This is a genomic window from Sporosarcina newyorkensis (assembly GCF_900167515.1).
In the GTDB taxonomy this organism is placed as follows: domain Bacteria; phylum Bacillota; class Bacilli; order Bacillales_A; family Planococcaceae; genus Sporosarcina; species Sporosarcina newyorkensis.
This window is the reverse complement of the sequence record NZ_FUYJ01000002.1, coordinates 479,896-505,230: the sequence shown is the minus strand read 5'-3', so window position 1 is coordinate 505,230 and position 25,335 is coordinate 479,896. Positions and strand designations below refer to the sequence as shown.

The following is a 25,335-nucleotide window of genomic DNA, read 5'->3' as shown; positions in this document are numbered from 1 at the left end:
TATCCTTATTTTTTGCCATCAATTCCAACTCCTCTCAACAACTCAAAATTCGATATCTTAGTTATATGAAAACTATACGAATGACCTTTCTGAAGAAAATCTTTCAAATTATAATCTTTGTTTTCATATCGCAAAGATAACCCGGTATCTACTCTACCTACATACAGAACAAATGAGTCGATCACACGATTTTCGAATGTAAGCGTATAAACACCATCTTCCACCTTCAAAATTTCGCCTTCATCCGCGTAACCCGGCAATCCGATGGCTACGTCTTCATACTGCATAAATTCGAAACGGAGCTTCTCGTTATCGGTAATTTCATATTGTTCCTTCACATTAGATAAGTGAATCGAATGAATATAATTTACTTGAAAATGACGATCAGTATGTAATGGAAGATAATACAATTTCGGTTGTTCGCTCCGCACTTCTTCAAGTACGATCACTTGTTTATAGGGATAAAAGAGTAGTATAAGTACCGAACTAGTAATTAGAAATATCAGCAGAAGAATGACTTTTCCGAATTTCATCCGCCTTTTCCTTCCTTTTATGAACAATTAAGAATGGGACGGATAAAGCTAAACGCTTCACCGTCCCTCTTCATCATTTCAAACTTCTTATTTTTATTTGTTTACTTCGTCAAAATACTTCTGTGCACCTGGGTGTACAGGGATACCAATCCCATCCAAGCCGTTTTCAGCCTTGATCAATGCACCTTTAGCATGTTGGATTTTTGAAGCGTTTTCATAAATTGCTTTCGTGATTTGGTAGCCAAGCTCTTCAGAAATGTCATTTTGCATAACAAGCATTGCACCTACAGAAACTGCCGGTGTATCTTCTTCAGAACCATATGTTCCAGCTGGAATAATTTCTTTTGCATAGTATGGATATTTCTCAATTAGTTCATCTGCTTTTGCATCTTCTACAGGAACGATGAATACTTCAGCTACCGCGTTCAAGCCTTCTACAGCACCTGTTGGAGTACCTGCAGTAATGAATGCCGCATCAATTTGCCCTGCTTGTAGGCTTTCTTGTGACTCTCCGAAGTCTAGGTTTTGTGGCTTAATATCGTCCATTGTAAGACCGTGAATCTCAAGTAACTGCTCAGCATTCGCATACGTACCTGAACCTGGAGCACCTACTGAAACGCTTTTACCTTTTAAATCTTCAAACGTTGTAATATTATTTTTCTTCAATGTAACCAATTGAACGGTTTCAGGGTATAAGTTACCGACAGCGGATACCTCGTCGATTACTTCTCCGTCAAACATCATTTCACCTTTAGATGCATAATATGCAATATCTGTTTGTACAAATGCGATTTGTGCATCTCCATCTTTTAATGCTGTCATATTGGCAGCAGATGCTTGTGATACTTCTGCAGTCGTTTTGATGCCGGTTTCTTCACCGATGAATTCTGCGAAAGAACCACCTAGCGGATAGTATGTTCCTTGCGTTCCACCAGTTAATAAGCTCAAGAACTTGTAATCTTGACCTTGCTTATCGTCTTCTTTGTTTCCATCCCCTGCATCCTTGTCTCCGTCTGTTGCATTGTCGGTTCCGCAAGCAGCCAGAACAAGAAGAGCAAGCATGGAAACTAGCGCCAATAGGCGAAGTGATTTTTTCTTCATGTGTCTTTCTCCCCTTTTCTAATATAGTCATAGACATTTCCATTCTACCATGAAAGCGCTTTAGTGTGTCAATGATTTTCAAAACAAACCGGCAAGTCGAACACTTAGCAATAATTAAATAGTACTGTACTTAAATGCTTGCTACTTCTAAAAATACCTGTACGCTGTTCTAGCGGTATTAGTACGCTTTAGTTTACAGCTAAGGGGATGCTCTCCGCGAGGCACATTAGCCGCTTTCCTCACTTCGCTCAGCATCGTGTCTCATCATTCGCGTTAAACACTACAGGAAAAGCCACCACAAAGAATGGCTTTCCCAAGCATTATCGAAGCGTAAGCAGTATATACTTTCAGTTGAGGTAGCTCAGCTGCGCCTTTCGGAAACATACTAATATTAGTAGTGCGGGCCAAGACAATGGTTTGTACTATATATTTTTCATATTAGAATGGATGCTAGTATCTTAGAATTCATATAAGGAAACCTACTCATTTCACACCCCTATTTGAACCAGGTAAATATGTTGGATCTTCGAAATGGTGTATTAGAAAATAAAATCGATAAAGCACTGTGGAGAATTTTATGAAGGGTCAAAAAGAGAAAAAAGGATAGAAGATTTCCTTTCCTTTTTCCTGCTATACAGCATTTGAGCGGAGGACGTTTGACTCCAGGTAGACCAGCATGAGCCTAGACTGAGATAAGAAGGTTTCCGGTTCTCATTTATTCCTTCCTCAATCTACAAACAAAACGCACAAATACTATGAGTAAAGTATTTGTGCGTTTATTTTGATTTATTCGCTGTTCCCATTCCGTACATCTTCAAACGTCAGGCCCGCTTCTTGTAAGTCGCGTGTTCTATGGGCGATTCGAGATGCAGCACAGGCTGCCACACTAGCGACTAAGTCATCCAAGAATGTATGAATGCCTATGCCCTTTTTTGTATCCAAATCATTGATAATGCCAATTTTGTTTTTATCCAAATGACCGAATGTCGTAACTGCGATGGAACCGTACGTGTAAACTGCTCCTAACGCAATTGTTTCATCCACACCAAATAATCCTTCATCCGACTCGACAATTTGCTGAAGCGGAGCTGAAAGCTGACCTCTTTCCGCAATTTCATCCAATTCCACACCAACTAAGATCGCATGCTGCAATTCCCGCTTACGCAAGACATTTTCTACAGAGTCGATACATTGATCTAGAGACAAGCCCTTGTTGTAAGGTACCTGCATCTCATAAACGATTTTCGCGATATCTTCAATTTTTACTCCACGGCGAAGCAATGCATCTTTTGCAGCTGCCGTCACTACATCGGAATGAACAATATTTTTACCTGCTACCATATTATTTCCCCTCTCTCTCCTCATACCAGATAGTTTTTCACTGGCTTTTCCCCATTACTTACCGGTATGATATCTTCTAAGTGTACATTATTTATGGAGGTCCTACAAAATGAACCCAGGCAAGATTGAAGAAATTCGTTTTTACAGCAATGAACTGCAAGAAGAAATGGAACTATTGCTTTATTTACCTTCCCATTACTCTCCTTTATACAAGCATAACGTCGTGCTGGCATCAGACGGAAAAGATTATTTTCAACTAGGCCGAATCGGTCGTGTTGCAGAAGAGTTGATGGAAGAAGAATTGATCGACCCTGTCATCATCGTTGGCATTCCGTACAAAACAGTTCCTGAGCGCAGACGTATGTATCATCCTGAAGGCGACCGCCACCAAGCGTATATTCGTTTTCTAGCTCATGAATTAATCCAGTATATTGATGAAACCTATCCAACATACCAAATGGGCTCAAGTCGTATGTTAATTGGAGATTCTCTAGCTGCTTCCATATCATTACTGACGGCAGCGAAATACCCGAATTGTTTCGGAAAAGTCGTCCTGCATTCTCCTTTTGTCAATGAACATGTCATGGAAGCTGTAAAGTCCATTCAAGATCCAGCTGCCTTGTCCATTTACCAGGTGATCGGTCAACAAGAAACAGCAGTCCCAACAACCGCTGATGGCAGACTAGACTTTTTAACGCCCAACCGTGAGCTGCATGAATTGATTAAAGAAAAAGGTTTCCCATATTTTTATGAAGAGCTAGACGGAGATCATACATGGAAATCATGGCAACCCGATATCCGACGGGCTCTCCTACAAATTAACAACTTATAGGGATAATAAAAGACAAGTCCGACTATTTTCTGATATACTGAAGTGGATGAACTAAAATTCACTCAATTCACGAGGAGGTAATCTTAAATGAAATACGGTATTGTTGCATTCCCTTCAAAGAAACTCCAAGACTTGGCAAATGGCTATCGTAAGAGATATGATCCGCATTACTCGCTGATCACACCGCATATGACTCTTAAAGATCCGTTTGAAGCGAACGATAAGGAAATTGAAGAAGTAGCAAAAGCGTTAAAAGAAATTACGATCAAGAACAGTCCTTTTGAGTTGAATGCCACAAAAGTAAGCACATTCGCTCCAACTACGAATACAATTTACTTCAAGGTTACACCGAACGATGAATTGCTCGAACTACACAAAGATTTGAATTCGAATTTTTATGAAGCAGAATCCAATTATGCGTTTGCACCGCACATCACAATTGCCCAAAACCTGACATCAGGAGAACATGACGATATAATCAGCCAATTGAAAATGGTAGGTGTCGACCATTCTGAACTCATCGACCGCATCCATTTACTGTACCAACTAGAAGATGGTTCGTGGACAGTGTACGAAACATTTCGTCTTGACCAGGAGTCTTGATTTGCTGATGACAGTGAAGATCGTCACAGATGATAAGGGTAGGGAGGATGCATTCTCTGTTCGCAAGAAAGTTTTTGTAGAAGAACAGGGAGTACCTCTGCATTTGGAATTGGATGAATATGATCAAGACGCTACACATTTTGTCGTTTATGACAGCGAAGACAATCCAATCGGCGCCGGTCGAATGAGAGGATTAGTCAACGCGCACGGAAAAATCGAAAGAATCTGCGTTTTACCTGAACATCGAGGCAAGCATTTTGGCAATATGATTATGCATACATTAGAGGAACATGCGAGAAAAAGTTCTATGAAAAAACTTCTGTTGAATGCTCAGGCATACGCCGTGCCTTTCTATGAAAAATTAGGATACGTAGTCACTTCACCAGAGTTTATGGATGCAGACATTCCGCATCGAGCGATGGAAAAGAGCTTACTAGATGAATCATAATGCTGTGCCCAATCAAATACCCCTGTCAGCTTTGTTTAGCTGACAGGGGTATTTTTAGAGTTCTCACACATATGTGTTAACCGCTAGACCTTTTCCTACTACTGCCGCTATCTCGGGAGATAATTGCGTTGGGTTCGGAGCTACCGGACCCCTTTTGACTAAAGGAAGCGGTGCACGCTTCATGTTCCGTTCTTCCATTTGCTCTACTTGTTGCCGATTCTCGTCCTCCAAGATATCTTCCCAATAACTAGATTCCTCATTTTCTAGACGTACTGGGCTTACTCGGCCAATATAAGCAAAATTATGACGTTCGTTATTCATTCGCTCTGCGTATTGTTGAGCCTGAAGTGGTTGGATCGGTAAAATATATCCCATGACGTGCACCTCCTTAGATTCTGTGCTTTCTATCTAGTATACCCATTAGTAGAAACTTTTAAACATCTTTTTTAAATATTTAATTAATTCCCATCAAGCATGTGATTAATATCGTTTAAGTTAAGCCCTTTTCCACTTTGAATGATCGAATTGACCAATTCATCTTCTACGTGTTGTGGTACGTCTTTTCTAGCCAACTGACTCACCTTTTGTACAATCTTTCTAACTTGACGTTCATCTTTAAAATCGGCAAACTGAATCGCGTTGGCTAAGGCAAAAACTTCTTCCATCGGGACGCCTGTCTTGGATTCTATTTTTCGAAAGAATGAATCATTCATCTTCAGATCTCCTCCTTAAAAATAGCTTCTGCCTACAATGATCAGCAAAATAAACAGGACCACAATTAAAACGAAAGAAGAACCGCCATATCTTTCTCCACAGCCTCCGCCGCCATATCCAAATCCACCTTGACCGTAAGACGGATAACATCCAAACATAAAAACCCCTCCTTCCTTCTTCTCTATCGTATGCAGAGAAGAACAAAATGGAGAGGGCGGTTAATATATTTTCACACATTTCCTTTCGAAGTAAAAAGAAGTGCTCCAATCAAACCGAAAACAATGGCTGCACTGATACCAGAACTCGTCACTTCAAACATTCCTGTCACTACGCCGATCAAGCCATGTTTTTCCGCTTCTGCTAAAGCCCCATGTGTCAATGAATTCCCAAATGAAGTGATTGGAATCGTAGCACCAGCGCCTGCAAAATCAATCAATGGCTCGTACCAACCGATCCCATCCAATACCGATCCAGCAACTACAAGTGAACATAAAGTATGCGCCGGGGTCAGTTTTGCAACATCCATCAAAAGTTGTCCAATGACACAGATCAGACCACCAACAATAAACGAAGTAATATAAATGGAAATCATATCATACTCACCTCATTTATCGAAATTTCTATTGCATGTGCGATACAAGGAATGGTATCTCCTTGCTGATAGGACAATGGGGATAGCAATGCACCTGTTGCGATCAGCAGCACACGTTGATATTCACCTTTTTGCAACTTCTGGTATACATCCGAAAAGAACACGGCGGCTGAACAGCCAGCTCCACTGGCACCAGCAAAAAATGAAGGATCCATCCCATAGAACTCTTCTCCTGCATCTCGAAAATTCTTCGTATGGGGTAGCCCTTGTTCATTTGCAAGAGCTTTTAAAAGCTTAAATCCACTGCTCCCCAGATCACCCGTGATAATCGTGTCATAATCATCAACCGTTTTACTGTGACCGTTTAAATGGCTAGATAAAGTGGACATCGCAGCAGGCGCCATAGCAGCTCCCATATTCAGAGGATCCGTCATTCCCATGTCCACTACTTTGCCAATCGTGGCGCAAGATATCGAAGGAGTTCCCGGCTTATTCTGTCCAATCAAAACAGCCCCTGCTGCTGTCACTGTCCATTGTGCAGTAGCTGCTTTTTGAGTACCGTACTCGAGCGGATAACGAAATTGCCGTTCAACTGCGTTATGTTGACTAGACGAGCCGGCGATGAGCCAATTTGCTTGTTTAGCTTCTGCAAGCAGCGCGGCTGTAATCATAGAAGAAACGGATGTTGCGCAAGCTGAAAACATTCCTAAGTAAGGAATTCCTAAAGCCTGGGCTGTGAAATTAGATGGCGTCATTTGATTCACCAAGTCGCCCGTTAAAAAGAAATCAATTTTTTCGACATCTTTTTTAGCTTTACTGAGAGCAACCATCACAGCATCATACATCAACTGTTTGTGGCCATCCTCATTTGTCGGCAAATCACATCGTTCGTCTTCATATAATTTGTCAAAACTCTGGGCAAAAACACTTTTCTTCTTTTCTAGAGGTCCTGCAGTAACTCCGGCTGAATGAATACTTGGCATAGAATTGAAGGTCAGGATTCCATTCTTCACCATGAAACAACACCGAATTTCACAAGAATTGTCTTGATGAGTGCCACAACAAATGCAGAAAATACGCCAAATAAAATAACAGAGCCTGCAAGTTTGAACATATTCCCCCCGACACCGAGCACATATCCTTCTGATTTATGCTCAATTGCAGATGAAACAACCGCATTACCAAAACCTGTGATAGGAACTGCTGCACCCGCTCCCCCAAACTGAGCAATCTTTTTATACAGACCAAAACCCGTTAGCAACATTGAAAGGAAAATCATCGTGGCAACTGTTGGATTGCTCGCTGTACGTTCCGTAAAATCAAAGAACGTTATATAGAAAAGTGCGATAAACTGTCCAATTAGGCAAATGAGACCACCTACCAAGAACGCTTTAATGACATTTTTTAGAATGGGAGGTTTAGGCGATAATTCTTTCTCCAAATGGGCATACTTTTCTTGTTCCATTAGGTTTGCTCCTTTTCAATGGATTTAATTTTATCTATTTTCTTTTGGTATTCATCTTGTTTTTCTTTATCTATCAATTTCTTTGTTTCCAACAACACTTTACTGTCAGCAGAAACAGTAACCGTCAAATCTGGATAAGCTTTTTCTAATTTCTTTTTAATTTCCGATGCAATCTTTTTCTTTTGAAAGCGAGAAAATGTATTCACACGAATGCCCGTTATCAAGTCCTTTTCATGAAGAAGTGCTATCGCTAATTTGACATGACCGTTTTGATCCAAAACTTCTTCCAACTTATCTTCATTATAAGCCGTTGTATTTTCGATCTTGGTTCCTTTTTCACTGCAGCCAGTCAATAGAATGAGCAAAGTAAACAGCAAACCTATTCTTTTCAAGAGTATCTCCCTCCTTGTAAATAGTATGGAATATTCCTAAGCGATTTATGCATACCGGTGCAAACGCCCTGACGTCTTTTCTCACACCGCATAAGGTATAGGGAAAGACAAACAGGAGGTGGACAGTAGTGGGATGTGAAAGAACAGATAGTGGAAGAGAGAATTATGGTTGCTGTAACAAGTCCAATTGTATTTGTGAGGTAGTGCGTTTTATTAAACGTGTCCAAAGCACGAGTCCAGAGGTGGATTGTGTTGAATGTGATACGGATTGCTTCATGGCTCCGCTCGGCAGTTTAACTCTTCCGGCGCGCGGTCGTGTGAATACTCGTGTATTCAGTTTGTTAACAGACGATGGGGACTACTTCAAGGCCGTATTCCGCGGTGGGAAAAGGAATCATAGACCTCGCCCGCAACCGAGAGCAACTGAAGATGAAATAAGTGGCAGAAGACCCGGACCAGGACCAGGTCCAGCACCATCAACAAGCTGCGTTTCCGTATTCTTCCGCGTACAGAAAGTATTTGACTCTTGCTGTGCAACGCTTCAAGTATTACAACCATTGAAAGATGGCAGGCCTTTCGATATTACAAATAACGGAAAAATCTGCGTAGAAAAAATTTGTCAAGTAAACGGTTTCGGAGCCACCGATACGTGCTTGACTGTTGATTTAAGCTGTTTCTGCGGTATCCAATGCATCGACGATGTGTATATCGACTTCTGCGATGAGGACTAAAATTTAATTAGAATTAACGCTTGCAATGCGAAAAAAGGGCGAACCCGAAATTACGGGTTCGCCTTTTACTATTTATATAGAAAATGATTGCTGTTTCCACTTTATGTCTCTAATATCGTGGATGGCGATTGAAGTAAGATCTTCGCCTTCCTTCATCCAAAGTACTTCATCTTTCAGTTCCTCAAGTTTCCCCATTACCACTCTCTCCTCTGTCACAATTTCAATCGGCTGATACAATTCTTTTCGGAAAGGATGAACCAAATAATCCAAGTTCCTCAGAATATGCGGATTTATTTCCACTGAAACTTCTTCATCCGATACGACTAATTGAGGCAATTCAATGACTCGTTCCGCTTCTCGAGTATGCTCCATTTCAAAAACAGAAGTACTCTCTTCTTCAACAGTTGGCGTATACATGAATTTCCGAATCACCGGGCTCTTAATAAACAATAACGGCTCTGCATTACGCATACCTCTCACATCCTTTTTGTTTAGCATATGTAAACAAAAAGCCTAACGTTCCGAGTTCCAGTTTATCTTCAATTTTCTATACGTTTTCAAATGTTCAAATAGAAAAAACAGCATTTACACCTCACAAGGAGCTAATAAATGCTGTTGCTAGTCCTAGATAAATAATAATACTGATGACGTCATTTAACGTCGTGATAAATGGTCCGGAGGCTACTGCGGGGTCCACCTTGATCTTATGCATGAATAAAGGGATGAACGACCCTGAAATGGTAGCGACAAAAATCGATACAAGGGTAGCTGTACCCACTAAAAGTGCAATGACCAATTCATGTTTCCAGATAAATATCAGCAGAACAACGAATATTGCGCAGACTAATCCGGTGATCAATCCGGTACCCGCTTCTCTCACTAACAATTTGAACTTACTTTCATCCTCAATATCACGTGTCGCAATACCCCGAACGGCAACGGCTAATGATTGGGTACCACTATTTCCCGCAGTTCCTGCAATTAACGGTATAAATACAGCGAGTAAAGCAACCTGAGAAATCGTTTCTGTAAATAAATCAATTAAATTAGCAGTGAGCATACCGAGAACAATCAATGTGATCAACCAGGGTATCCTCTTCTTCGCGGCAGAAAAGGAGTTCTTGTCGAATGTGTCCATTGTAGAAACACCGGCAAGCTTTGAATAATCATCTGAAGCTTCTTCATCAAGAACATCAATAATATCATCGACTGTAATAATTCCTAAAATGTGTTGTTGAAAGTCGACAACAGGAACGGCTAAAAAATTATAATCCTGGATTGTTCGCGCAACATCTTCCTGGTCATCTGAAACAGACACGCTGACAATGCGATCACTCATGATTTCACGAATCAACGTATCTTCATCCGCAATAATAAGATCACGTAAAGAAACGACACCAGTCAAACGCTGGTGATCATCCACGACGAAGACATAGTAAATTGTTTCGGCACTCGGAGCTTCATTACGCAGTATAGTCATCGCAGAACGGACGGTTGAATTTTCGGGAACCGTAACAAATTCAGTGGTCATGATGGATCCTGCTGTGTACTCTTCATAGTGTAGCAAAGCTTTGATCTGAACAGCAGCGTCTTTATCCATTAATGTCAAATAGCTGACTACTTGCTTTTTATCAAGTTCTTTCAGGACATCTACCGCATTATCCACAAACATGTAAGATATCATCTCTGCAGCATATGTCGCGTCCATCTCCTCAAGGAACTCTTTGTATTCATCTTCATCAATTTCGCTCGTCTCAAAAATTTCAGCAAGTTCTTTTGGTGATAAATAGAAATACATCAATTCTCGGAGTTTCGGATCAACTTTTTCATAAAAAATCGCTCGATCATATGGATGAAGGGTTAAATATTCTTGTCTAAATGAATGGATATCTTCGTTTACGAGCAACTCACGCAAGCTATCTTCATCATAGATGACTTCATTTTTTAATTCCTCTGGTTGATTGTTCATGATTATACACCTTCCCTTCTGCAGTTACGGTTCATATCAAATCCTTCTGTTATTCCCCGGGAAATTATTACATACTCCTTATTTCGACTGTCTTACTTTGCTTTAAGTAGTACTTCATGTCACTTGGCAACGGACTATCAAATATCATTCTTTCCTTCGTAAGCGGGTGAAGAAAACTGATAGATGAACAATGCAATGCCTGACGCGCAAATTGGTGACTCGAAGCACCATACAAATCATCGCCAACTAAAGGATGGCCTAACCATTGCATATGAACACGTATTTGATGAGTTCTTCCCGTATGCAGTTTCAGCTCGACTACAGAAAAAGCCTGAACGTCATTGACATAATTACCCAGAAGAGTTACATCTGTTTTTGCGTATTGTCCCTCTGCACTTACCTTCCGCTCAATTATGCTTCCTTCTTTTCTATCGATTGGTTGTTCGATCCTAATCAAAGGAGTATTGATGTGACCTTCCGCGAATGCCGTATAGCGCCGATGAAAGAGCTGCTCATTCATCTGCTTACTTAATAAGTGATGAATGTGTCGATTTTTCGCCACGCAAATTACTCCTGACGTATCTGTATCCAGCCTCGTCACGATATGAGCTGTCGATAGTATGCCCTCTTCTTCAAACTTCCCACAGACAAAATTCGCAAGTGTTCCGGACGGATGATTACGTGAAGGGATTGTACTCTGACCTGCAGGTTTATCAAGTAATAAAATCGTCTTGTCCTCATATAAAACAGACAATGGACCCAATTCTGGCTTCAACCCTTCGCTCATCTGTTCAGGAGGGAACACTACGGTAACTTGATCACCTGGCCGTAAAATATAACGAACATTTTGTGCATGACCATTCACCAAGATATCCCCGCCTTGATATTTAATGGCGGTCAATGTGGTTTTGGAAATATCTTTCCTCGCTAAAAAATCTCGCAGTATCAGTTGTTCTTCCACTTCATAGTCTAATTGAAACAAATGATTAGCTATCCTGTTCATTGTCTTCACGTTCAAATCTTAAATCACTCGCTATAAAAGATTCATTCACTCGCTTCCAAAATGGGAAAGGTCTAAACCGCGCAAAGCCCATTTTTTCATTGGAAACTTTGTACTCAATAGACTTTACGTCTTTATGAAGCAATTGCAAGTGATCCACTGTCACCATGAAATCAGGCCCTTTTACAGGAGTCAACGTACAGATATGGTGATCGGGCAAAATAAGAGGAGAACCAACTGTTCGGAAGACGCGGTTATTGATCGATGCCATTTCCGTCAGTTGCATCGAAGGTAAAGATGGATGAATGATCGCTCCACCAAGTGACTTACTATAGGCAGTTGAGCCAGATGGCGTTGACATACATAAGCCGTCTCCTCTAAAGCGTTCAAAATGTTCCCCATTTAACTCAACGTCCATAACTAATGTCACTTCAGGTGATTTCACTGTTGATTCATTAAGTGCCAAATAGGATGCACTTTTTTCTGAGTGGCGGTAATTAATCGTCACTTCAATTAATGGATACTCAATGACTTCGTATTCCTGTCTAGCAATCAAAATCACTAATTTTTCTACTTCAGAAGGTTTCCAATCAGCATAAAATCCTAGATGACCTGTATGGATACCGACGAATGACGTCTTGTCGAGTCGATGTATGTATTTATGAAAAGCATGCAGTAATGTGCCATCTCCACCAATTGACAATACAATGTCCGGTTCTTCCTCATCATACTTTAAACCGAAATCTCGTAAATATACTCGCGCTTCTTTCATTAACTTATTCGAAAGTTCGTCGTTTCGAGACTGAATTGTGAATTTCATTACGCCACTTCCTTTCTATTTTGTTTCTTCGTATACCGCTTAGTTTTCCTGTTCTAATACAGATTGGAAGACTTTCTCAACAGCTGCACTGAATGCTTCACCATAATTATCATTGCCTTCGATATTCAATACCAGTGCCTGTAGTTCCTCTGCCGCGTTTTCTAGAGGTATTTTCTGATCTACCCAAATTAGAAAAGGTTCCATCTCATTCAACAGCAAATCTACAAGGCCGTACCAGCTTTCTTGTGGAAAATATGCATACTGATAGCCCGAATCATGATCAAATACATAAACAAATGATTGTCGGTCTGTGTCTGTCAGCATTTTTCCTGTAGGGACACTATCTAAAGGCCACTCTGCTTCCGGATCCAAAATAAAGTGTATTTCATTCCCTTGCTGACTCACTTTTATTATTTTATTTTTGATATCCAATATGATCACTTCCTTAATACAAGTCTTTACGTTCAGTCTACCATATGACACACATAGTTGCATTTTGTTATTGTACATTCGGGTACAAAAGTTGGTATAATGGATATAATCGACCAATGAAAAACTAATAGAAAAATCATAGATAGGGGGAGAAAGTATGAGCCTAGACCTACAAAATCTAAGGTTACTCCTAGAAATCAACGCGCTGCAAACGCTCGGAGCAGTTCAGTCCTTCAGCACGAACTCTTCAGGCAGCTCTAACGAATTCCAATCGATGCTGACGCAGTTAATGACAGAAAGTACATTAGGGTCAGTAAGTTCATCAAATACAGTGAATGGCACTGCTGCTGACGGCCTGCTTTACCAAGGCGCCAATCCAGTATACATGCCAGCCCATATTCCAGCATTCCAGTTACAGAACTCCTCTCCAACAATAGCTGCACCATCATCCGGTGCAACCTACCAAGGTCCGTATGGAGACATCATCAAGCAAGCTGCTGACAAATACCAATTGCCGCAAAATCTGATTGCCGCTGTCATCAAGCAAGAGTCCAACTTTAATAATAATGTCACGAGCCACGCAGGAGCAGCCGGCTTAATGCAATTAATGCCCGGAACAGCTAAATTCATCGGTGTCACAGACCGCTTTGACCCGCAACAGAACATCATGGGCGGCGCCAAATACTTGCGAAAAATGCTAGATCAATTCGGAAAAATAGAAACCGCACTGGCCGCATATAATGCAGGACCAGGGAACGTAAAAAAATATGGTGGAATTCCTCCCTTCAAAGAAACACAACAATACGTCAAAAAAGTCATGAATTACTACGGGCAGATGGCGTAGCATAGATATGTTTTAAAGTTTGATGTTTTGATGTTTCCTTCACTATTTTCTAAGGAACACGCTAGTTGATTGGAGTGAAAGGCGGGCGACTCCAGCGGGATTAGCGTGACAGGTGAGACCCTGGACTGAGCGAAGCGAAGGAAGCGGCTCACCGCACGCCCCGCGGAAAGCGTCACGCCTGTAGCGCAAATCAACGGTTCTCGGAATCCCTATTTACATCCAACCAGCAATTGCCTGCTATATAACAATAATTAGAAATAAGCTGTTTTATTTGTATACAAAATAATTCGTTGATAGAATAAAGTCACAGATGAACGAAGGGGTGTGAATGTAATGACCCGAAAACCTGTCATCCCTTTTGAGGAGATTGGCGAGAAAAGGTTACATGAACTAATTGAACGCTTCTATGATAAAGTGGCTGTGCACCCGGACCTTATTCCAATATTTCCTGAAGATTTAACCGAAACAATTCGGAAACAAAAACAATTTCAGACACAATATTTAGGAGGCCCTAACCTATATACGGAAGAACACGGCCATCCCATGATGAAGGCACGGCACATGCCGTTCCCAATTACGCCTACTCGCGCGAAAGCGTGGCTTGCATGCATGGAAGAAGCAATGGATGAAGTGGGACTGGAGGGACCGCTTCGGAATGTCTATTATCAACGCCTTGTCTTAACAGCCAACCATATGGTAAATAGGAACGAGGAGGAAGACCAGTGAACTATCTAACTGTTATTGATGATACGTTACACTATTCTACTTCAGCAAAACCAATTGAACTTTATGTATTTTTGGATCCATACTGCAAGGACTGCTGGTCACTCCAACCGCTCCTACGTAAACTTCAAGTAGAATATGATCATTATTTTACGTTGAGAGTTGCGTTGCGTACACCTATAAATAAACTAAATAGGAACTGCTTAACGGAGAGACAAGACCCCCAGCCGACAAAGCGATCAAACCCATGTTTCCCGAGCCTCGCGGTGAAAGCTGCTGAATTTCAAGGGAAACGGGCTGGCTTCCGTTACCTATCTTGCTTATTTGAGTATTCGTTTTTAAAGAAGCGTGATGTCACATCTTTTTCTGTGCTAGTTGAAATTGCCGCACGGATCAATCTAGATGTAGATGAATTCATTGTCGACTTCACGTCGGAAGAAGCAATACGCGCCTTGCAAGTCGATATGTTTCTAGGAAATGAAATGGAAGTAGATGAAGCACCGACTTTCGTATTTTTCAATAGCAATATTGAAGATGAAGGTTTGAAAGTGAGCGGTCTCTATGATTATGGGATTTACGAACAAATCTTAGAGGAATTGATTGGCGAACAGATCTTACCCGATATTCCGCCATCCATTAGCTCATTGTTCAATCGTTTTGATTTACTAACCACTAAAGAAGTTGCCGAAATCTATCATATTTCAGAAAAAGAAGCAGAACGCGAATTGAAGAAGCGCCTGCTCAAGCAGCAAATCGAACGAATTCCTTTCCAAGATCGAACGCTTTGGCGTAAAAAACAACCAAATTGCTCTCTAATTAAATAGTACTTATTCATATCCGAGGTGATCAAGAAAATGATCACTTCGGATTTCTTTATACAAAAAAAGAAAAGAGCATTCTCTCCTGGGGGGGAGTGAATACTCTTTTTCAAAGGGAATGGGAGAAATGTTCACGTTCAAACAAAAGGGGTGTATGTTTGGTATGTGATTTATTCCACGTACATAACATACCATATCTAACTTATGACTTCAACAAATTATACTCGCTTTCATCCTTATGTCACATACTCCGACAACATACCTAGAGATTTATAGCTATCGCTTATCCTCTCTTCGCCAAAAGCTGCTCGAGTTCATTTAATCGCTCTTCAAAAACACGGCACGCTTCTTCAATCGGTTTTTCAGATGTCATATCGACTCCTGCCTTTTTCAGCACCTCAATCGGATAATCAGAAGATCCAGCTTTCAGGAAGTTGGAAATGTATCGGTCGACTGCCGGCTCCCCTTCTTCGAGAATCTGTTTACTTAGCGCTACTGCTGCACTATACCCTGTCGCATACTGATAGACATAATAATTATAGTAGAAATGTGGAATACGCGCCCATTCCAAACCAATTTCTTCATCGCTGACGATTGCTTCACCATAATATTTTTGATTCAATGCATAGTACTCTTCTGTTAATTTTTCAGCTGTCAATGGCGTTCCTTCTTGATCCAACTTATGGATGAGATGCTCAAATTCAGCAAACATCGTCTGGCGGAATACAGTTGCACGGAATCCATCCAACCAATGGTTCAGCAAATAAATTCGTTTGTCTTCATCTGTAGTTACCTTCAATAAATGATCATTGAGTAATGCTTCATTCACTGTAGATGCTACTTCTGCAACGAAAATTGAATAGCCACTGTAAATAAACGGTTGATTTTGCCGAGAATAATAGCTATGGACACTATGGCCGAATTCATGCGCCAACGTGAATAAGTTATTCACATTATCTTGCCAATTCATTAAGATATACGGATTTGTTCCATATGAACCAGAAGAATAAGCACCTGAACGCTTTCCTTTGTTTTCACGGACATCGACCCAACGATTCTCAAGTCCTTCTTTTACGATCGAGGTATAATCTTCGCCTAGCGGATGAAAACTTTCCAGCATCGTCTCTTTCGCTTCTTCATAAGTGTATTTAATTTCTGTGTCTTCCACTAACGGCGTGTACATATCCCACATATGAAGTGTATCAAGTTGCAGTACTTTCTTACGCAAAGCAACATAGCGATGCAGCGAGTCTAAGTTCTTATTGATCGTAGAAACGAGATTCTCATATACTTGTTCAGGAATATGATTGCTGGATAATGCTGCATTTCTTGCAGAAGTATAATTCCTGATTCTCGCATTTACATTATGTGCCTTGACATTCCCGCTAAGTGTGGATGCAAATGTATTTTTGAACTCTCCATATTTTGCATACATTTCCTTAAATGCAGCTTCTCTCACCTTAGGGTCTTTACTCTCTAAAAAACGAGAATACCGGCCATGTGTTAGTTGGATTTCATTTCCTTCTTCATCCTTAACTAATCCGAAGGTTAGATCAGCATTATTCAACATGCTGAACGTTTCAGCCGGATTTCCAGTTACTTCGGACAACTGAGCGAGTAATGCCTCTTGTTCAGTTGATAGAATATGCGCACGTTCTGCATTCAATTCCTTAAACTCTTGTTTATACAAACGCAAACCTTCATGCGATTCAATCGTTTGGTTTAATTGCTCTTCGTCTATAGAAAGCAGCTCGGGCGTAAAGTAAGACAATGCTGTGGACACCTTTACTACTAGTGACTTGATACGGCCATCCATTGTTTGATAAAAACCATTCGTCGTATCCTGATCAGTTTTAAGATGTGCATACGTATACAATCTGCGTAAACGCTCTGCCAATTTATCACGGTACGTCAATGCCTCAAAAAGTTGTCTTGCTCCGTTGCCGAGCGTCCCTTTATACTGCTCAGCTTCATTGACCATCTCTTCAACTTTTTGATATTCTTTATCCCATGCTTCATCGGAAACAAAAATATCTTCCAGACGCCAAGTTTCTTCTTCAGCTACTTCGTCACGTGTTAAAACTTTTTGATCGGTTGTCAATCAAATTCCTCCTTCAGCCATTTCACCGTAATTCGAATCCACTATATTTTCTCAATTCTTCGCATGCATTGCAAGAAATCGCCCTGCCAGAATTTCCTGCACGAAATTACCTCCAATAAATTTATCCATTCTGTAGATATCTATGCGCTCTTGGCGTAAAAAATCCGTATACACTCTGCATGCTTTTAATTGATCTTCCGTCTCTCCTTCAAATCTTTTAATAAACGTTCGAAAAAATGATGAATTAAGCTGATTAGGCATTTTTCTAGTTTCCCGCATTGCTGCAACAAGCAACAGTTGCCATTCACAGTCAGGCTGTTTGAATGCCTCCTGTCCCGCCGTCGGCACGCCAACCCATGAAGGCAGTTGAATCGGTTGAATTCGCATTTCATAGCACGCACGTAAAAAACGATTATGAATTCCTAGTGGATTGTAACCGATCACAGAACGAAGATACTTTCGCCGGGCTGATTGATAGTGACGAGTCAGCTCCTCTATATCTGTCGGGTTCGGTGCTGCGGGCGTAGCAAAAGGAACCGTTTGTTTATCTATGCGCAAAATCAAATGGCGAACGGCATAAGTAGAACCATGCAGATGAATCATATGGCTGAGGTAATGAAATTGTTCGCTAAGCGGATGGTATGTAAGAAGGATGGTGATCCGGTCATTGATTTGCCGAATAAAAAAATGATGGAACTGAGAGATACGAATAGAGAGTGTGGCTGCAGAAGTGGCATGGATCGTTTGAGGGGTTAAGACAATCCAGATCGGCAGCATGTTTAGCATGTGGTAGCCAGCGTTTCTTTGCTGGACAAGCGAAAGTGGAATGACACTACATTGGAACTCGATAGGGACCGCAGTATCCTGCCAAGTAACGAGAAGGTCCGGCCTTTGTCGCACGTCTACTAAAAAAGGTTCTAAGTTGACGTTGAGGGCGTGGCGGGAAAACAATTCGTATAGTTGAGTTTTACCAAGCAGATGAGTTGGAGATTCTCCTTCTGAGAAGCTGTCTCGGCAGTTGGTCTGCTGACGGTGCGCAAAGTGTGGTATCATAACGTCGCCGACTTTCAAAATCAGCTTTTCTTTGCATTGGGGACAATAGAACGTTTCGTCTTCACGCCATTTTCTTAAGTGTTCTAGGGAATATTGTTTAGTCAAGATCACCAGTTCCCCGCCAGTTGTACGAGCTGTCAACAAGTTGTTCACTCTCCTTCCAGCTATATTCTACGAATTAACTGATTATTTCGCAAGTCTTTTTACATACTAAAAGCTTGTGACGTTTTGTTTTGCTGAACTATTGTATGAGGTTATTGTTTTTTGATATTTTGTTGTCTCGTCGCTTGACTCATAGTGGGTTATGGCAAGGGGCAGAGGTTGTGCATTGTCATCGCTTCGCCGCTGGGGTTGTCTCCTGGCTTCGGCTGACCCCTTTGTTGGTGTCAGGAAGTACTTGAGTGTGGTGTTTAAAGAAGTAATATATCATCATCTCGTTGCTCGAATTTTTAATGTGTCCAAGATAGGTACAGGGGTGTACATTGTCGCCGCTTCGCCGCTGGGGGATTGCCTCCCGCCATGAGCCACCTAGCAAAGAACGCTAGCTGCCTCATGGCTTCGGCCGACCCTGCAGTTGCGGCTTCGCTTTTACGTACAAATTAAAGAGTGCGGTGTTTAAAATAGAAGATATTTCAGTGTCCGCTTTGTAGTTTGCAAAGAATGCTCTCCCCACACTAAACGTAGGCGCCTTACAAGCGGTAGGCGGAGTGATGAGACAGACAGGGGCCCTTCCTGACTGGCTCATCGCGGGAGCCATCCGCAAGCGCCGAAGTGAGTTCAGTGACGACACTTCCTTTGCCTGCCGCCTCACGATTGATAAAAAGCCATACTTTAACTAAGGGCGCATACAAAAAAAGCTACCAAATTATTGGTAGCTTTCCAGTGGATTATGAAAAATATTTATCTATTTGAGCGAAAGCGTCGGACTCCATAACGGCTGTGCCATATTCCTCAATACGATGAATCGACATCTTAGATAGAATGCCGTATTCTGTGATCATACTGATAATGTCCTTGGCGCGTTTCGTATCTATAAGAGTGTAATCAAACCGCAAGTTGAGATAATAACGACCCTCAAATGCATACAGCTGAGTTTCAAAAGGGTCTTCGAGTGAAGCCATTTGAGATGCCAATGGAATCAGCTCATCAAAATCTCTGAATACAAACAACTTATCATTGACTTGCACTTCTTCTTCACTATCCTCTTCCGTTTCATTGATCGCGTCAAAAATCGGATCGAATAATTCTTCAGGGTCTTCAATGCCAAAAGGAAATTGTGAAGATTCAGCGTTCTTCGGAAGATGTGCTCTTGTCACAATCACTTCAATTCCCTCATTCATAGCATTGACTTGAATCCAAAGCGGTCCTTCTACTTCGAACTCTGTATCATCGCCAAGTTCATCCATCATATCCCAAAAAAGCTCTTCACTTTTATCGCGGTTATACCAAACATCTTCTTTGCTAAAGCCGCGATCTTCTATATCTCCATAAGAAAGATAAAACTTTACCGTATTTTCGTTAATGCGCTCTATTTCCATCCCTTATCTCTCCCTTCTGTCAAACAGGCCTTCCCCTGTTTTATAATTTAAACTCACTTGCAATGCTTACTCTTACTATATGTCGACCAAACCGATTTCGAAAGGGTTTATTTCAATTGCCTAAGCATTGAAGCGAAAATCCTAGAGGAATACAAGGGAATTTCAATTCAAAAAAGCTGATAGGCACAAATGTATCCAGTGTGTCATCCCTATCAGCTTTTGTATTCAGATTAGTTCACCATTCGCCGCGCTTCGAGCAGCTGATAGGCTCTAACTTTTCTCGGTAGGAAACGACGAATCTCATCTTCATTGTACCCTACTTGGAGTCTTTTTTCATCTAGAATGATTGGTCTTCTTAAAAGGCCCGGATGTTCTTGAATTAATTCATATAACCTTTGAAGCGGCAGACTCTCTACGTCAACATTCAACTTTTGAAAAATCTTGGAACGCGTGGAGATAATTTCATCTGTACCGTCTTCTGTCATGCGAAGAATTTGTTTGATTTCTTGAATGTTCAATGGCTCAGAGAAGATATTACGCTCGGTATAAGGAATCTCATGTTCCTCCAACCATGCTTTTGCTTTCCTACAAGATGTACAACTAGGTGATGTATAAAGTGTAACACCCATGTATTGACACGTCCTTTCCCACGGCTTACGCTCATTTAGATTTGATATGTTTAGATTTCAATTTAGAATTATTATAATTTGTCTTCATACTACTCATTATACACATAATCATTCTCAATTAATATAGTTTTTCCAAAAAAATTATACAGAATTTCGACATTCTTTAGTTCCTACAAATCTGTGCAGAATGATGCTGTTTTATGCGGTAATTGAACATCTTCTCTTTTTATACCCAGTAATGAATTGATTTAAACCTACTAAAAAGAAAGAAATGGTATTCTCATTTAGAAAGTCGTTCTATCTTTTTCTCTCTCCTCTATAGTACGTACAGATGTACTGAAAGGTTTCAATTTAATCCTTATTTTTTTCTGAAAGTTGCATTTTCCAATCGAAATCGATATACTTTAGAGCAATAAGTAAATGGCGAAGAAGGAAAAAGTATTTTTGACGCGATTTTCTCAGAGAGCCTGTCTATGGTGGAAGCAGGCAAAATCGTACAAAAAGAATGGGCTCCCGAGCTTGACGGACGAACAACAGTAGTCCGACACGTATCCCGCGTTAAGGGAATAGAGCGGCTTTTAACGAAGCAATTCGGGTGGTACCACGGTTACTTTTCATCAATCGTCCCTTTTTATAGGGATGGCTGGTGTTTTTTTATGCCAATTTATAAAGGAGGAAATACAATGAAAACTATATTCTCAGGTGTTCAACCAACAGGTGTCATCACATTAGGAAATTATATTGGCGCTTTCCGCCAATTTGTAGAGTTGCAAAATGAAGAGGACTGCATCTTTTGCATCGTTGACCAACACGCTATTACCGTGCAGCAAAATCCTGACGACTTAAAACAAGCTATCCGATCCCTTGCCGCCACCTATATCGCGAGCGGCATCGATCCAGAAAAATCTACACTCTTTATTCAATCGGAAGTTCCCGCTCACGCACAAGCAGGATGGATTATGCAATGCGTCTCTTACATCGGCGAACTAGAACGCATGACACAGTTCAAAGACAAATCTGAAGGTGCTGAAGGTGTCTCTGCAGCGCTGTTGACTTACCCTCCATTAATGGCTGCAGATATTTTACTGTACAACACAGATATCGTCCCTGTCGGTGAAGACCAAAAGCAACATTTGGAGCTGACAAGAGATTTGGCGGAACGTTTCAATAGCCGCTATGGCAAAGTATTGACCATTCCTGCCGTTCGTATTCCAAAAAACGGCGCCCGAATAAAATCTTTACAAGATCCTTTAAAGAAAATGAGTAAATCCGATCCAAATAAAAAAGCGACGATCTCCATTCTGGATACGCCGAAAGAAATTGAAAAGAAAATCAAAAGTGCTGTTACAGATTCAGAAGGCGTTGTGAAATTCGATGTTGAAAACAAACCTGGTGTCTCAAATTTATTGATCATCGAATCTTCATTAGGCGGATTGTCCATCTCAGAACTGGAGACAAAATATGAGGGGCTTGGCTATGGCGCCTTTAAAGCTGGCGTAGCTGAAACGGTCAACAATCATTTAGCAGGAATCCAGCAGCGTTATCATGAATTAATTGATTCACCTGAATTGGATTCTATTCTGGACCAAGGCGCTGAAAAAGCAAATGCCATCGCTTCCACCACTCTCAAGAAGATGGAGGCCGCGATGGGCTTGGGACGCAGACGGTAAACACTAACGAAATAATGGCTATGACGAGCATTGTAAAGTCTGTCGACTGCAACATAAACAAAGTAATTTGCTTATAATCGTAACCGAGTGCTGCGTAGTTCAAGTAGAAGAGTAAATTGGCAACACAGATGACGATAATAGAATAGCTGAATAGGAAAACTAGAAAACGCGTCAAACGGATCCTCGCCCTTTATCGTTTTCTTTCATCTTATGTATAAGTACATGCCTTTTAGACGAGTACTTTCAACTTGCTTGCACGGAAAGTATTAAGAGTAGATGCATGGATCATGAAGAGAATGAACAGAGCGACCACAAGCCCATGTGCCCTATCCGAGCTTTCCCCTCCAACGTTAATTCACTTTATCATTTCATCGTTTATTAAAAGTCAAAAAAAGGAAAGAGCTACTGTGCTCTTTCCTTTTTCATTATATTTTCTTAAATACCAGCGAAGCGTTGTGACCGCCGAAGCCTAGAGAGTTGCTCATTGCATAGGTGATGTTTGCTTTACGTGCTTCATTGACCACGTAATCTAAATCACATTCTGGATCCGGAGTTTCGTAATTCATTGTCGGAGGAATGATGCCCTCCTGCAAAGCCTTTACGGTAAAGATCGCTTCAATACCGCCAGCCGCGCCGAGTAAATGGCCCGTCATGGATTTTGTCGAACTCATTGCCAACTTATAGGCATGTTCACCAAACACTGTTTTGGCAGCCATCGTTTCGAATAAATCATTATACGGCGTACTCGTCCCATGCGCGTTAATATAATCAATTTGCGTAGGATCAATCTCCGCTTTTTCCAGCGCCTGTACCATTGCACGTGCGCCACCTTCTCCGCCTGGTGCTGGAGCCGTGATATGGTGTGCATCTCCAGTAGAACCATAGCCGACGATTTCCGCATAAATTTTTGCGCCACGTTTGACCGCATGTTCATACTCTTCCAAGATCAGAATTCCTGCTCCCTCTCCCATTACGAATCCATCACGATTCTTATCGAACGGACGAGATGCTTTTTCAGGGTCTTCATTCAAGGAGAGTGCCGTGCTTGCAATGAAACCTGCTACTGCAAGTGACGTAATCGGCGCTTCTGTTCCTCCAGTGATCATGACGTCTGCATCTCCGCGAAGTATAACTTCAAACGCATCTCCGATCGAGTTCGTGCCGGAAGCACAAGCTGTTACCGAACAGGAGTTGATGCCTTTTGCTCCAGTGAAAATTGATACTTGTCCTGCCGCCATATCCGGTATCATCATGGGGACAAAAAATGGACTGACACGTCGATAGCCTTTTTCAAGGAATGTATTGAATTGGGTTTCATGCGATTCCATACCGCCGATCCCCGACCCGATCCACACGCCTGTGCGAAGCGCCAGTTCATCATCCAGCTCAAGATCCGCATCCTTCATTGCCATCATGGCAGAAGCGACGGCATAGTGTGTGAAACGATCCATCTTACGTGCGTCTTTACGTGAAACAAATTGTTCGATATCGAAATCTTTAACTTCCGCCATCACACGGACCGGGAATTTTTCCTGATCCAGTCGCGTCATAATATCAATGCCGGATTTTCCTTCCACAACTGCTTTCCATGAGTCTTCTGCGGTATTTCCTACTGGTGAAACGCCACCGATTCCCGTAATCACTACACGTCGTTTTTCCAATTCTAAACTTCCTTTCTATAATCAATTACGCCTTGGCGTAATTGCGTCCAGATTTTGAATTGTGCATGCACAATTCACTCCTCTCAAAATCTGTGACATCCGCCGGAGGCATGATTTTTGTTCAGCAGGCGTTTGAACAGCCACTGAACAGGAAACAAAATCGTATTCATGTGACCAACTGTAAAGGTGAGAGTTTTCTGCTGAATAAAGATCAACTTGTTCGTTCTTTTTAATGTTTTACTTACCCCATTTTATACATAAGGCGCCCCATGTCAAGCCGCCACCAAATCCAACCAATACAATCACGTCATCATCTTTGACGCGACCTTCCGCTAAATCATCCGTCAATGAAATTGGAATAGAAGCTGCGGAAGTATTGCCGTATTTATGAACGGACTTCGACATCTTTTCAATCGGCAATCCTAAGCGCTCACGCGAAGCCTCCATAATGCGTATATTTGCTTGATGAGGAACCAGATAATCCACATCATCTTTAGTAAGTCCTGCTTTTTCAGTGACTGAGAGCGCAGATTCGCCCATCTGACGGACTGCGAACTTAAATACTTCGCGACCGTTCATTTCGATGAACTCTCTATGGCATAGGTGTTTACCTCCAGAACCATCCGCACCTAGTTCAAATGAAAGAATTCCTCTTCCTTCACTCACTTTCCCTACAACTGTAGCACCTGCACCATCTCCAAACAAAACAGCTGTGTTGCGATCTTCCCAGTCTGTAATTTTAGACAGCTTTTCCACCCCGACAACTAAGACATAATCGTACGTGCCTGCTTCGACAAATTGCTTTGCAGTCACCACACCATATATAAATCCTGCACATGCTGCCGAAACATCCATTGCAGCCGCATTTTTTGCACCCAAACGTTCTTGAATCATTGTTGAAACGGAAGGAAACGTATAATCCGGTGTCACTGTCGCCACTAGGATAAGACCTATCTGATCAGGGCGAATTTCTGCCGATGCGAGCGCTTCTTTCGCCGCTTCAAAAGCCATGTCTGATGTATTCGTATCATCATCTGCAATCCTGCGTTCTTCGATACCTGTGCGTGTACGAATCCATTCATCTGAAGTATCTATTCGTTTTTCCAAATCTTCATTCGTCAAAACATGTGGCGGGTTGTATTTCCCCATACCCAGCAGCCCTGCTCTCATTTCATCTACCCCGTTTCTTATCATCTATTATTAGTACCTGGTGTTAATTATAGAAGAAAATCGCTCACTTTTCAATACAAGGACACTTTTTCGTCAAAATTAAATTTATTTATTATTTCATCGTTTTGATCGGCTATGGTATGATGAAGTTTGAA

Annotated in this window: 29 protein-coding genes and 1 other annotated feature; of the genes, 8 read left to right on the top strand and 21 right to left on the bottom strand. The window is 41.4% G+C overall.

The annotated features are described in order from the left end of the window. Positions 1-5: 5 nt before the first annotated feature. The 3 genes from B5D59_RS06675 to B5D59_RS06665 all read right to left on the bottom strand — a co-directional run bounded on the left by B5D59_RS06675 (position 6) and on the right by B5D59_RS06665 (position 2,975). Positions 6-533, bottom strand: a complete 528-nt coding sequence (locus B5D59_RS06675) for a DUF1850 domain-containing protein (protein WP_009765695.1) — start codon at positions 531-533, stop codon at positions 6-8. Positions 534-626: 93 nt separating this feature from the next. Continuing rightward, positions 627-1,634 (bottom strand): TAXI family TRAP transporter solute-binding subunit, encoded by a 1,008-nt coding sequence (locus B5D59_RS06670; protein WP_009765696.1) that lies wholly within the window; start codon positions 1,632-1,634, stop codon positions 627-629. 786 nt (positions 1,635-2,420) lie between these two features. Further along, entirely contained in the window at positions 2,421-2,975 is a 555-nt protein-coding gene (locus B5D59_RS06665; protein WP_040758313.1) for a phosphatidylglycerophosphatase A family protein, read from the bottom strand. A 109-nt stretch (positions 2,976-3,084) separates the two neighbouring features. Between B5D59_RS06665 and B5D59_RS06660 the strand changes: the two genes are divergently transcribed. The 3 genes from B5D59_RS06660 (at position 3,085) to B5D59_RS06650 (ending at position 4,858) form a co-directional block, all read left to right on the top strand. Continuing rightward, positions 3,085-3,807 (top strand): esterase family protein, encoded by a 723-nt coding sequence (locus B5D59_RS06660; RefSeq protein WP_009765698.1) that lies wholly within the window; start codon positions 3,085-3,087, stop codon positions 3,805-3,807. An 87-nt stretch (positions 3,808-3,894) separates the two neighbouring features. After that, positions 3,895-4,410, top strand: a complete 516-nt coding sequence (locus B5D59_RS06655) for a YjcG family protein (RefSeq protein ID WP_078817347.1) — start codon at positions 3,895-3,897, stop codon at positions 4,408-4,410. A 7-nt stretch (positions 4,411-4,417) separates the two neighbouring features. Then, on the top strand, positions 4,418-4,858 hold the full coding sequence (locus B5D59_RS06650; RefSeq protein ID WP_009765700.1) for a GNAT family N-acetyltransferase: 441 nt from the start codon (positions 4,418-4,420) through the stop codon (positions 4,856-4,858). A gap of 63 nt (positions 4,859-4,921) precedes the next feature. On the opposite strand, the gene B5D59_RS06645 is transcribed toward B5D59_RS06650, so the two are convergent. The 7 genes from B5D59_RS06645 to B5D59_RS06615 all read right to left on the bottom strand — a co-directional run bounded on the left by B5D59_RS06645 (position 4,922) and on the right by B5D59_RS06615 (position 8,021). After that, on the bottom strand, positions 4,922-5,233 hold the full coding sequence (locus B5D59_RS06645; RefSeq protein ID WP_078817346.1) for a hypothetical protein: 312 nt from the start codon (positions 5,231-5,233) through the stop codon (positions 4,922-4,924). Between the two features lie 83 nt (positions 5,234-5,316). Continuing rightward, positions 5,317-5,571 (bottom strand): stage VI sporulation protein F, encoded by a 255-nt coding sequence (locus B5D59_RS06640; protein ID WP_009765702.1) that lies wholly within the window; start codon positions 5,569-5,571, stop codon positions 5,317-5,319. A 15-nt stretch (positions 5,572-5,586) separates the two neighbouring features. Further along, positions 5,587-5,730 carry a YjcZ family sporulation protein gene (locus B5D59_RS18535; protein ID WP_078817345.1) on the bottom strand — a complete coding sequence of 48 codons (144 nt, stop codon included), beginning with the start codon at positions 5,728-5,730 and terminating at the stop codon, positions 5,587-5,589. 71 nt (positions 5,731-5,801) lie between these two features. Then, positions 5,802-6,164 (bottom strand): stage V sporulation protein AE, encoded by a 363-nt coding sequence (gene spoVAE, locus B5D59_RS06630; protein ID WP_009765704.1) that lies wholly within the window; start codon positions 6,162-6,164, stop codon positions 5,802-5,804. Continuing rightward, positions 6,161-7,180 carry a beta-ketoacyl-[acyl-carrier-protein] synthase family protein gene (locus tag B5D59_RS06625; protein WP_078817344.1) on the bottom strand — a complete coding sequence of 340 codons (1,020 nt, stop codon included), beginning with the start codon at positions 7,178-7,180 and terminating at the stop codon, positions 6,161-6,163. Before B5D59_RS06625 ends, spoVAE begins: the two co-directional genes overlap by 4 nt. Then, positions 7,174-7,629 carry a stage V sporulation protein AC gene (gene spoVAC, locus B5D59_RS06620; RefSeq protein ID WP_078817343.1) on the bottom strand — a complete coding sequence of 152 codons (456 nt, stop codon included), beginning with the start codon at positions 7,627-7,629 and terminating at the stop codon, positions 7,174-7,176. The genes B5D59_RS06625 and spoVAC overlap by 7 nt, the downstream gene beginning before the upstream one ends. Continuing rightward, a complete protein-coding gene (locus B5D59_RS06615) occupies positions 7,629-8,021 on the bottom strand; it encodes a hypothetical protein (protein WP_078817342.1) in 393 nt (130 codons plus the stop codon). The genes spoVAC and B5D59_RS06615 overlap by 1 nt, the downstream gene beginning before the upstream one ends. Positions 8,022-8,149: 128 nt before the next feature. Between B5D59_RS06615 and B5D59_RS06610 the strand changes: the two genes are divergently transcribed. Next, positions 8,150-8,752: a CotY/CotZ family spore coat protein gene (locus B5D59_RS06610; protein ID WP_078817341.1), complete on the top strand. Its 603-nt coding sequence runs from the start codon at positions 8,150-8,152 to the stop codon at positions 8,750-8,752. Between the two features lie 72 nt (positions 8,753-8,824). On the opposite strand, the gene B5D59_RS06605 is transcribed toward B5D59_RS06610, so the two are convergent. The 5 genes from B5D59_RS06605 to B5D59_RS06585 form a co-directional block, all read right to left on the bottom strand. Further along, complete coding sequence (locus B5D59_RS06605) at positions 8,825-9,223, bottom strand: hypothetical protein (RefSeq protein WP_078817340.1); 399 nt, start codon at positions 9,221-9,223, stop codon at positions 8,825-8,827. A gap of 121 nt (positions 9,224-9,344) precedes the next feature. Next, the gene (mgtE, locus tag B5D59_RS06600; RefSeq protein WP_009765710.1) at positions 9,345-10,721 is read right to left on the bottom strand and encodes a magnesium transporter; all 1,377 of its coding nucleotides are present in this window, start codon (positions 10,719-10,721) and stop codon (positions 9,345-9,347) included. A 67-nt stretch (positions 10,722-10,788) separates the two neighbouring features. Next, positions 10,789-11,724 carry an RluA family pseudouridine synthase gene (locus B5D59_RS06595; protein WP_078817339.1) on the bottom strand — a complete coding sequence of 312 codons (936 nt, stop codon included), beginning with the start codon at positions 11,722-11,724 and terminating at the stop codon, positions 10,789-10,791. Continuing rightward, positions 11,708-12,541: an NAD kinase gene (locus B5D59_RS06590; protein ID WP_009765712.1), complete on the bottom strand. Its 834-nt coding sequence runs from the start codon at positions 12,539-12,541 to the stop codon at positions 11,708-11,710. Before B5D59_RS06590 ends, B5D59_RS06595 begins: the two co-directional genes overlap by 17 nt. Before the next feature lie 39 nt (positions 12,542-12,580). Beyond that, a complete protein-coding gene (locus B5D59_RS06585; protein WP_078817338.1) occupies positions 12,581-12,973 on the bottom strand; it encodes a UPF0738 family protein in 393 nt (130 codons plus the stop codon). 157 nt (positions 12,974-13,130) lie between these two features. Here B5D59_RS06585 and B5D59_RS06580 point away from each other — a divergent pair, with 157 nt between their 5' ends. From B5D59_RS06580 to B5D59_RS06570, 3 genes are all read left to right on the top strand, one after another. Beyond that, a complete protein-coding gene (locus B5D59_RS06580; protein ID WP_009765714.1) occupies positions 13,131-13,817 on the top strand; it encodes a lytic transglycosylase domain-containing protein in 687 nt (228 codons plus the stop codon). Between the two features lie 333 nt (positions 13,818-14,150). Then, positions 14,151-14,543 carry a globin domain-containing protein gene (locus B5D59_RS06575; RefSeq protein ID WP_009765715.1) on the top strand — a complete coding sequence of 131 codons (393 nt, stop codon included), beginning with the start codon at positions 14,151-14,153 and terminating at the stop codon, positions 14,541-14,543. Continuing rightward, entirely contained in the window at positions 14,540-15,364 is an 825-nt protein-coding gene (locus tag B5D59_RS06570; protein ID WP_009765716.1) for a DsbA family protein, read from the top strand. Before B5D59_RS06575 ends, B5D59_RS06570 begins: the two co-directional genes overlap by 4 nt. 277 nt (positions 15,365-15,641) lie before the next feature. On the opposite strand, the gene pepF is transcribed toward B5D59_RS06570, so the two are convergent. The 4 genes from pepF to spxA all read right to left on the bottom strand — a co-directional run bounded on the left by pepF (position 15,642) and on the right by spxA (position 20,679). Further along, a complete protein-coding gene (gene pepF, locus B5D59_RS06565; protein ID WP_009765717.1) occupies positions 15,642-17,459 on the bottom strand; it encodes an oligoendopeptidase F in 1,818 nt (605 codons plus the stop codon). 51 nt (positions 17,460-17,510) lie between these two features. Further along, positions 17,511-18,653 carry a competence protein CoiA gene (locus B5D59_RS06560; protein ID WP_176132518.1) on the bottom strand — a complete coding sequence of 381 codons (1,143 nt, stop codon included), beginning with the start codon at positions 18,651-18,653 and terminating at the stop codon, positions 17,511-17,513. 746 nt (positions 18,654-19,399) lie between these two features. Further along, on the bottom strand, positions 19,400-20,050 hold the full coding sequence (gene mecA, locus B5D59_RS06550) for an adaptor protein MecA (RefSeq protein WP_078817335.1): 651 nt from the start codon (positions 20,048-20,050) through the stop codon (positions 19,400-19,402). 230 nt (positions 20,051-20,280) lie between these two features. Next, positions 20,281-20,679, bottom strand: coding sequence for a transcriptional regulator SpxA (spxA, locus tag B5D59_RS06545; RefSeq protein ID WP_009765721.1), 399 nt, complete (start codon positions 20,677-20,679; stop codon positions 20,281-20,283). Positions 20,680-21,096: 417 nt separating this feature from the next. Beyond that, positions 21,097-21,311: a binding site (T-box leader), on the top strand. Between the two features lie 51 nt (positions 21,312-21,362). On the opposite strand from spxA, the gene trpS reads away from it, so the two are divergent. After that, on the top strand, positions 21,363-22,349 hold the full coding sequence (gene trpS / locus B5D59_RS06540; protein WP_078817375.1) for a tryptophan--tRNA ligase: 987 nt from the start codon (positions 21,363-21,365) through the stop codon (positions 22,347-22,349). A gap of 425 nt (positions 22,350-22,774) precedes the next feature. On the opposite strand, the gene fabF is transcribed toward trpS, so the two are convergent. Both fabF and B5D59_RS06530 read right to left on the bottom strand, forming a co-directional pair. Then, on the bottom strand, positions 22,775-24,010 hold the full coding sequence (gene fabF / locus B5D59_RS06535; RefSeq protein WP_078817334.1) for a beta-ketoacyl-ACP synthase II: 1,236 nt from the start codon (positions 24,008-24,010) through the stop codon (positions 22,775-22,777). Positions 24,011-24,247: 237 nt separating this feature from the next. Next, positions 24,248-25,180 (bottom strand): beta-ketoacyl-ACP synthase III, encoded by a 933-nt coding sequence (locus B5D59_RS06530; protein ID WP_078817333.1) that lies wholly within the window; start codon positions 25,178-25,180, stop codon positions 24,248-24,250. Positions 25,181-25,335 lie beyond the last annotated feature (155 nt).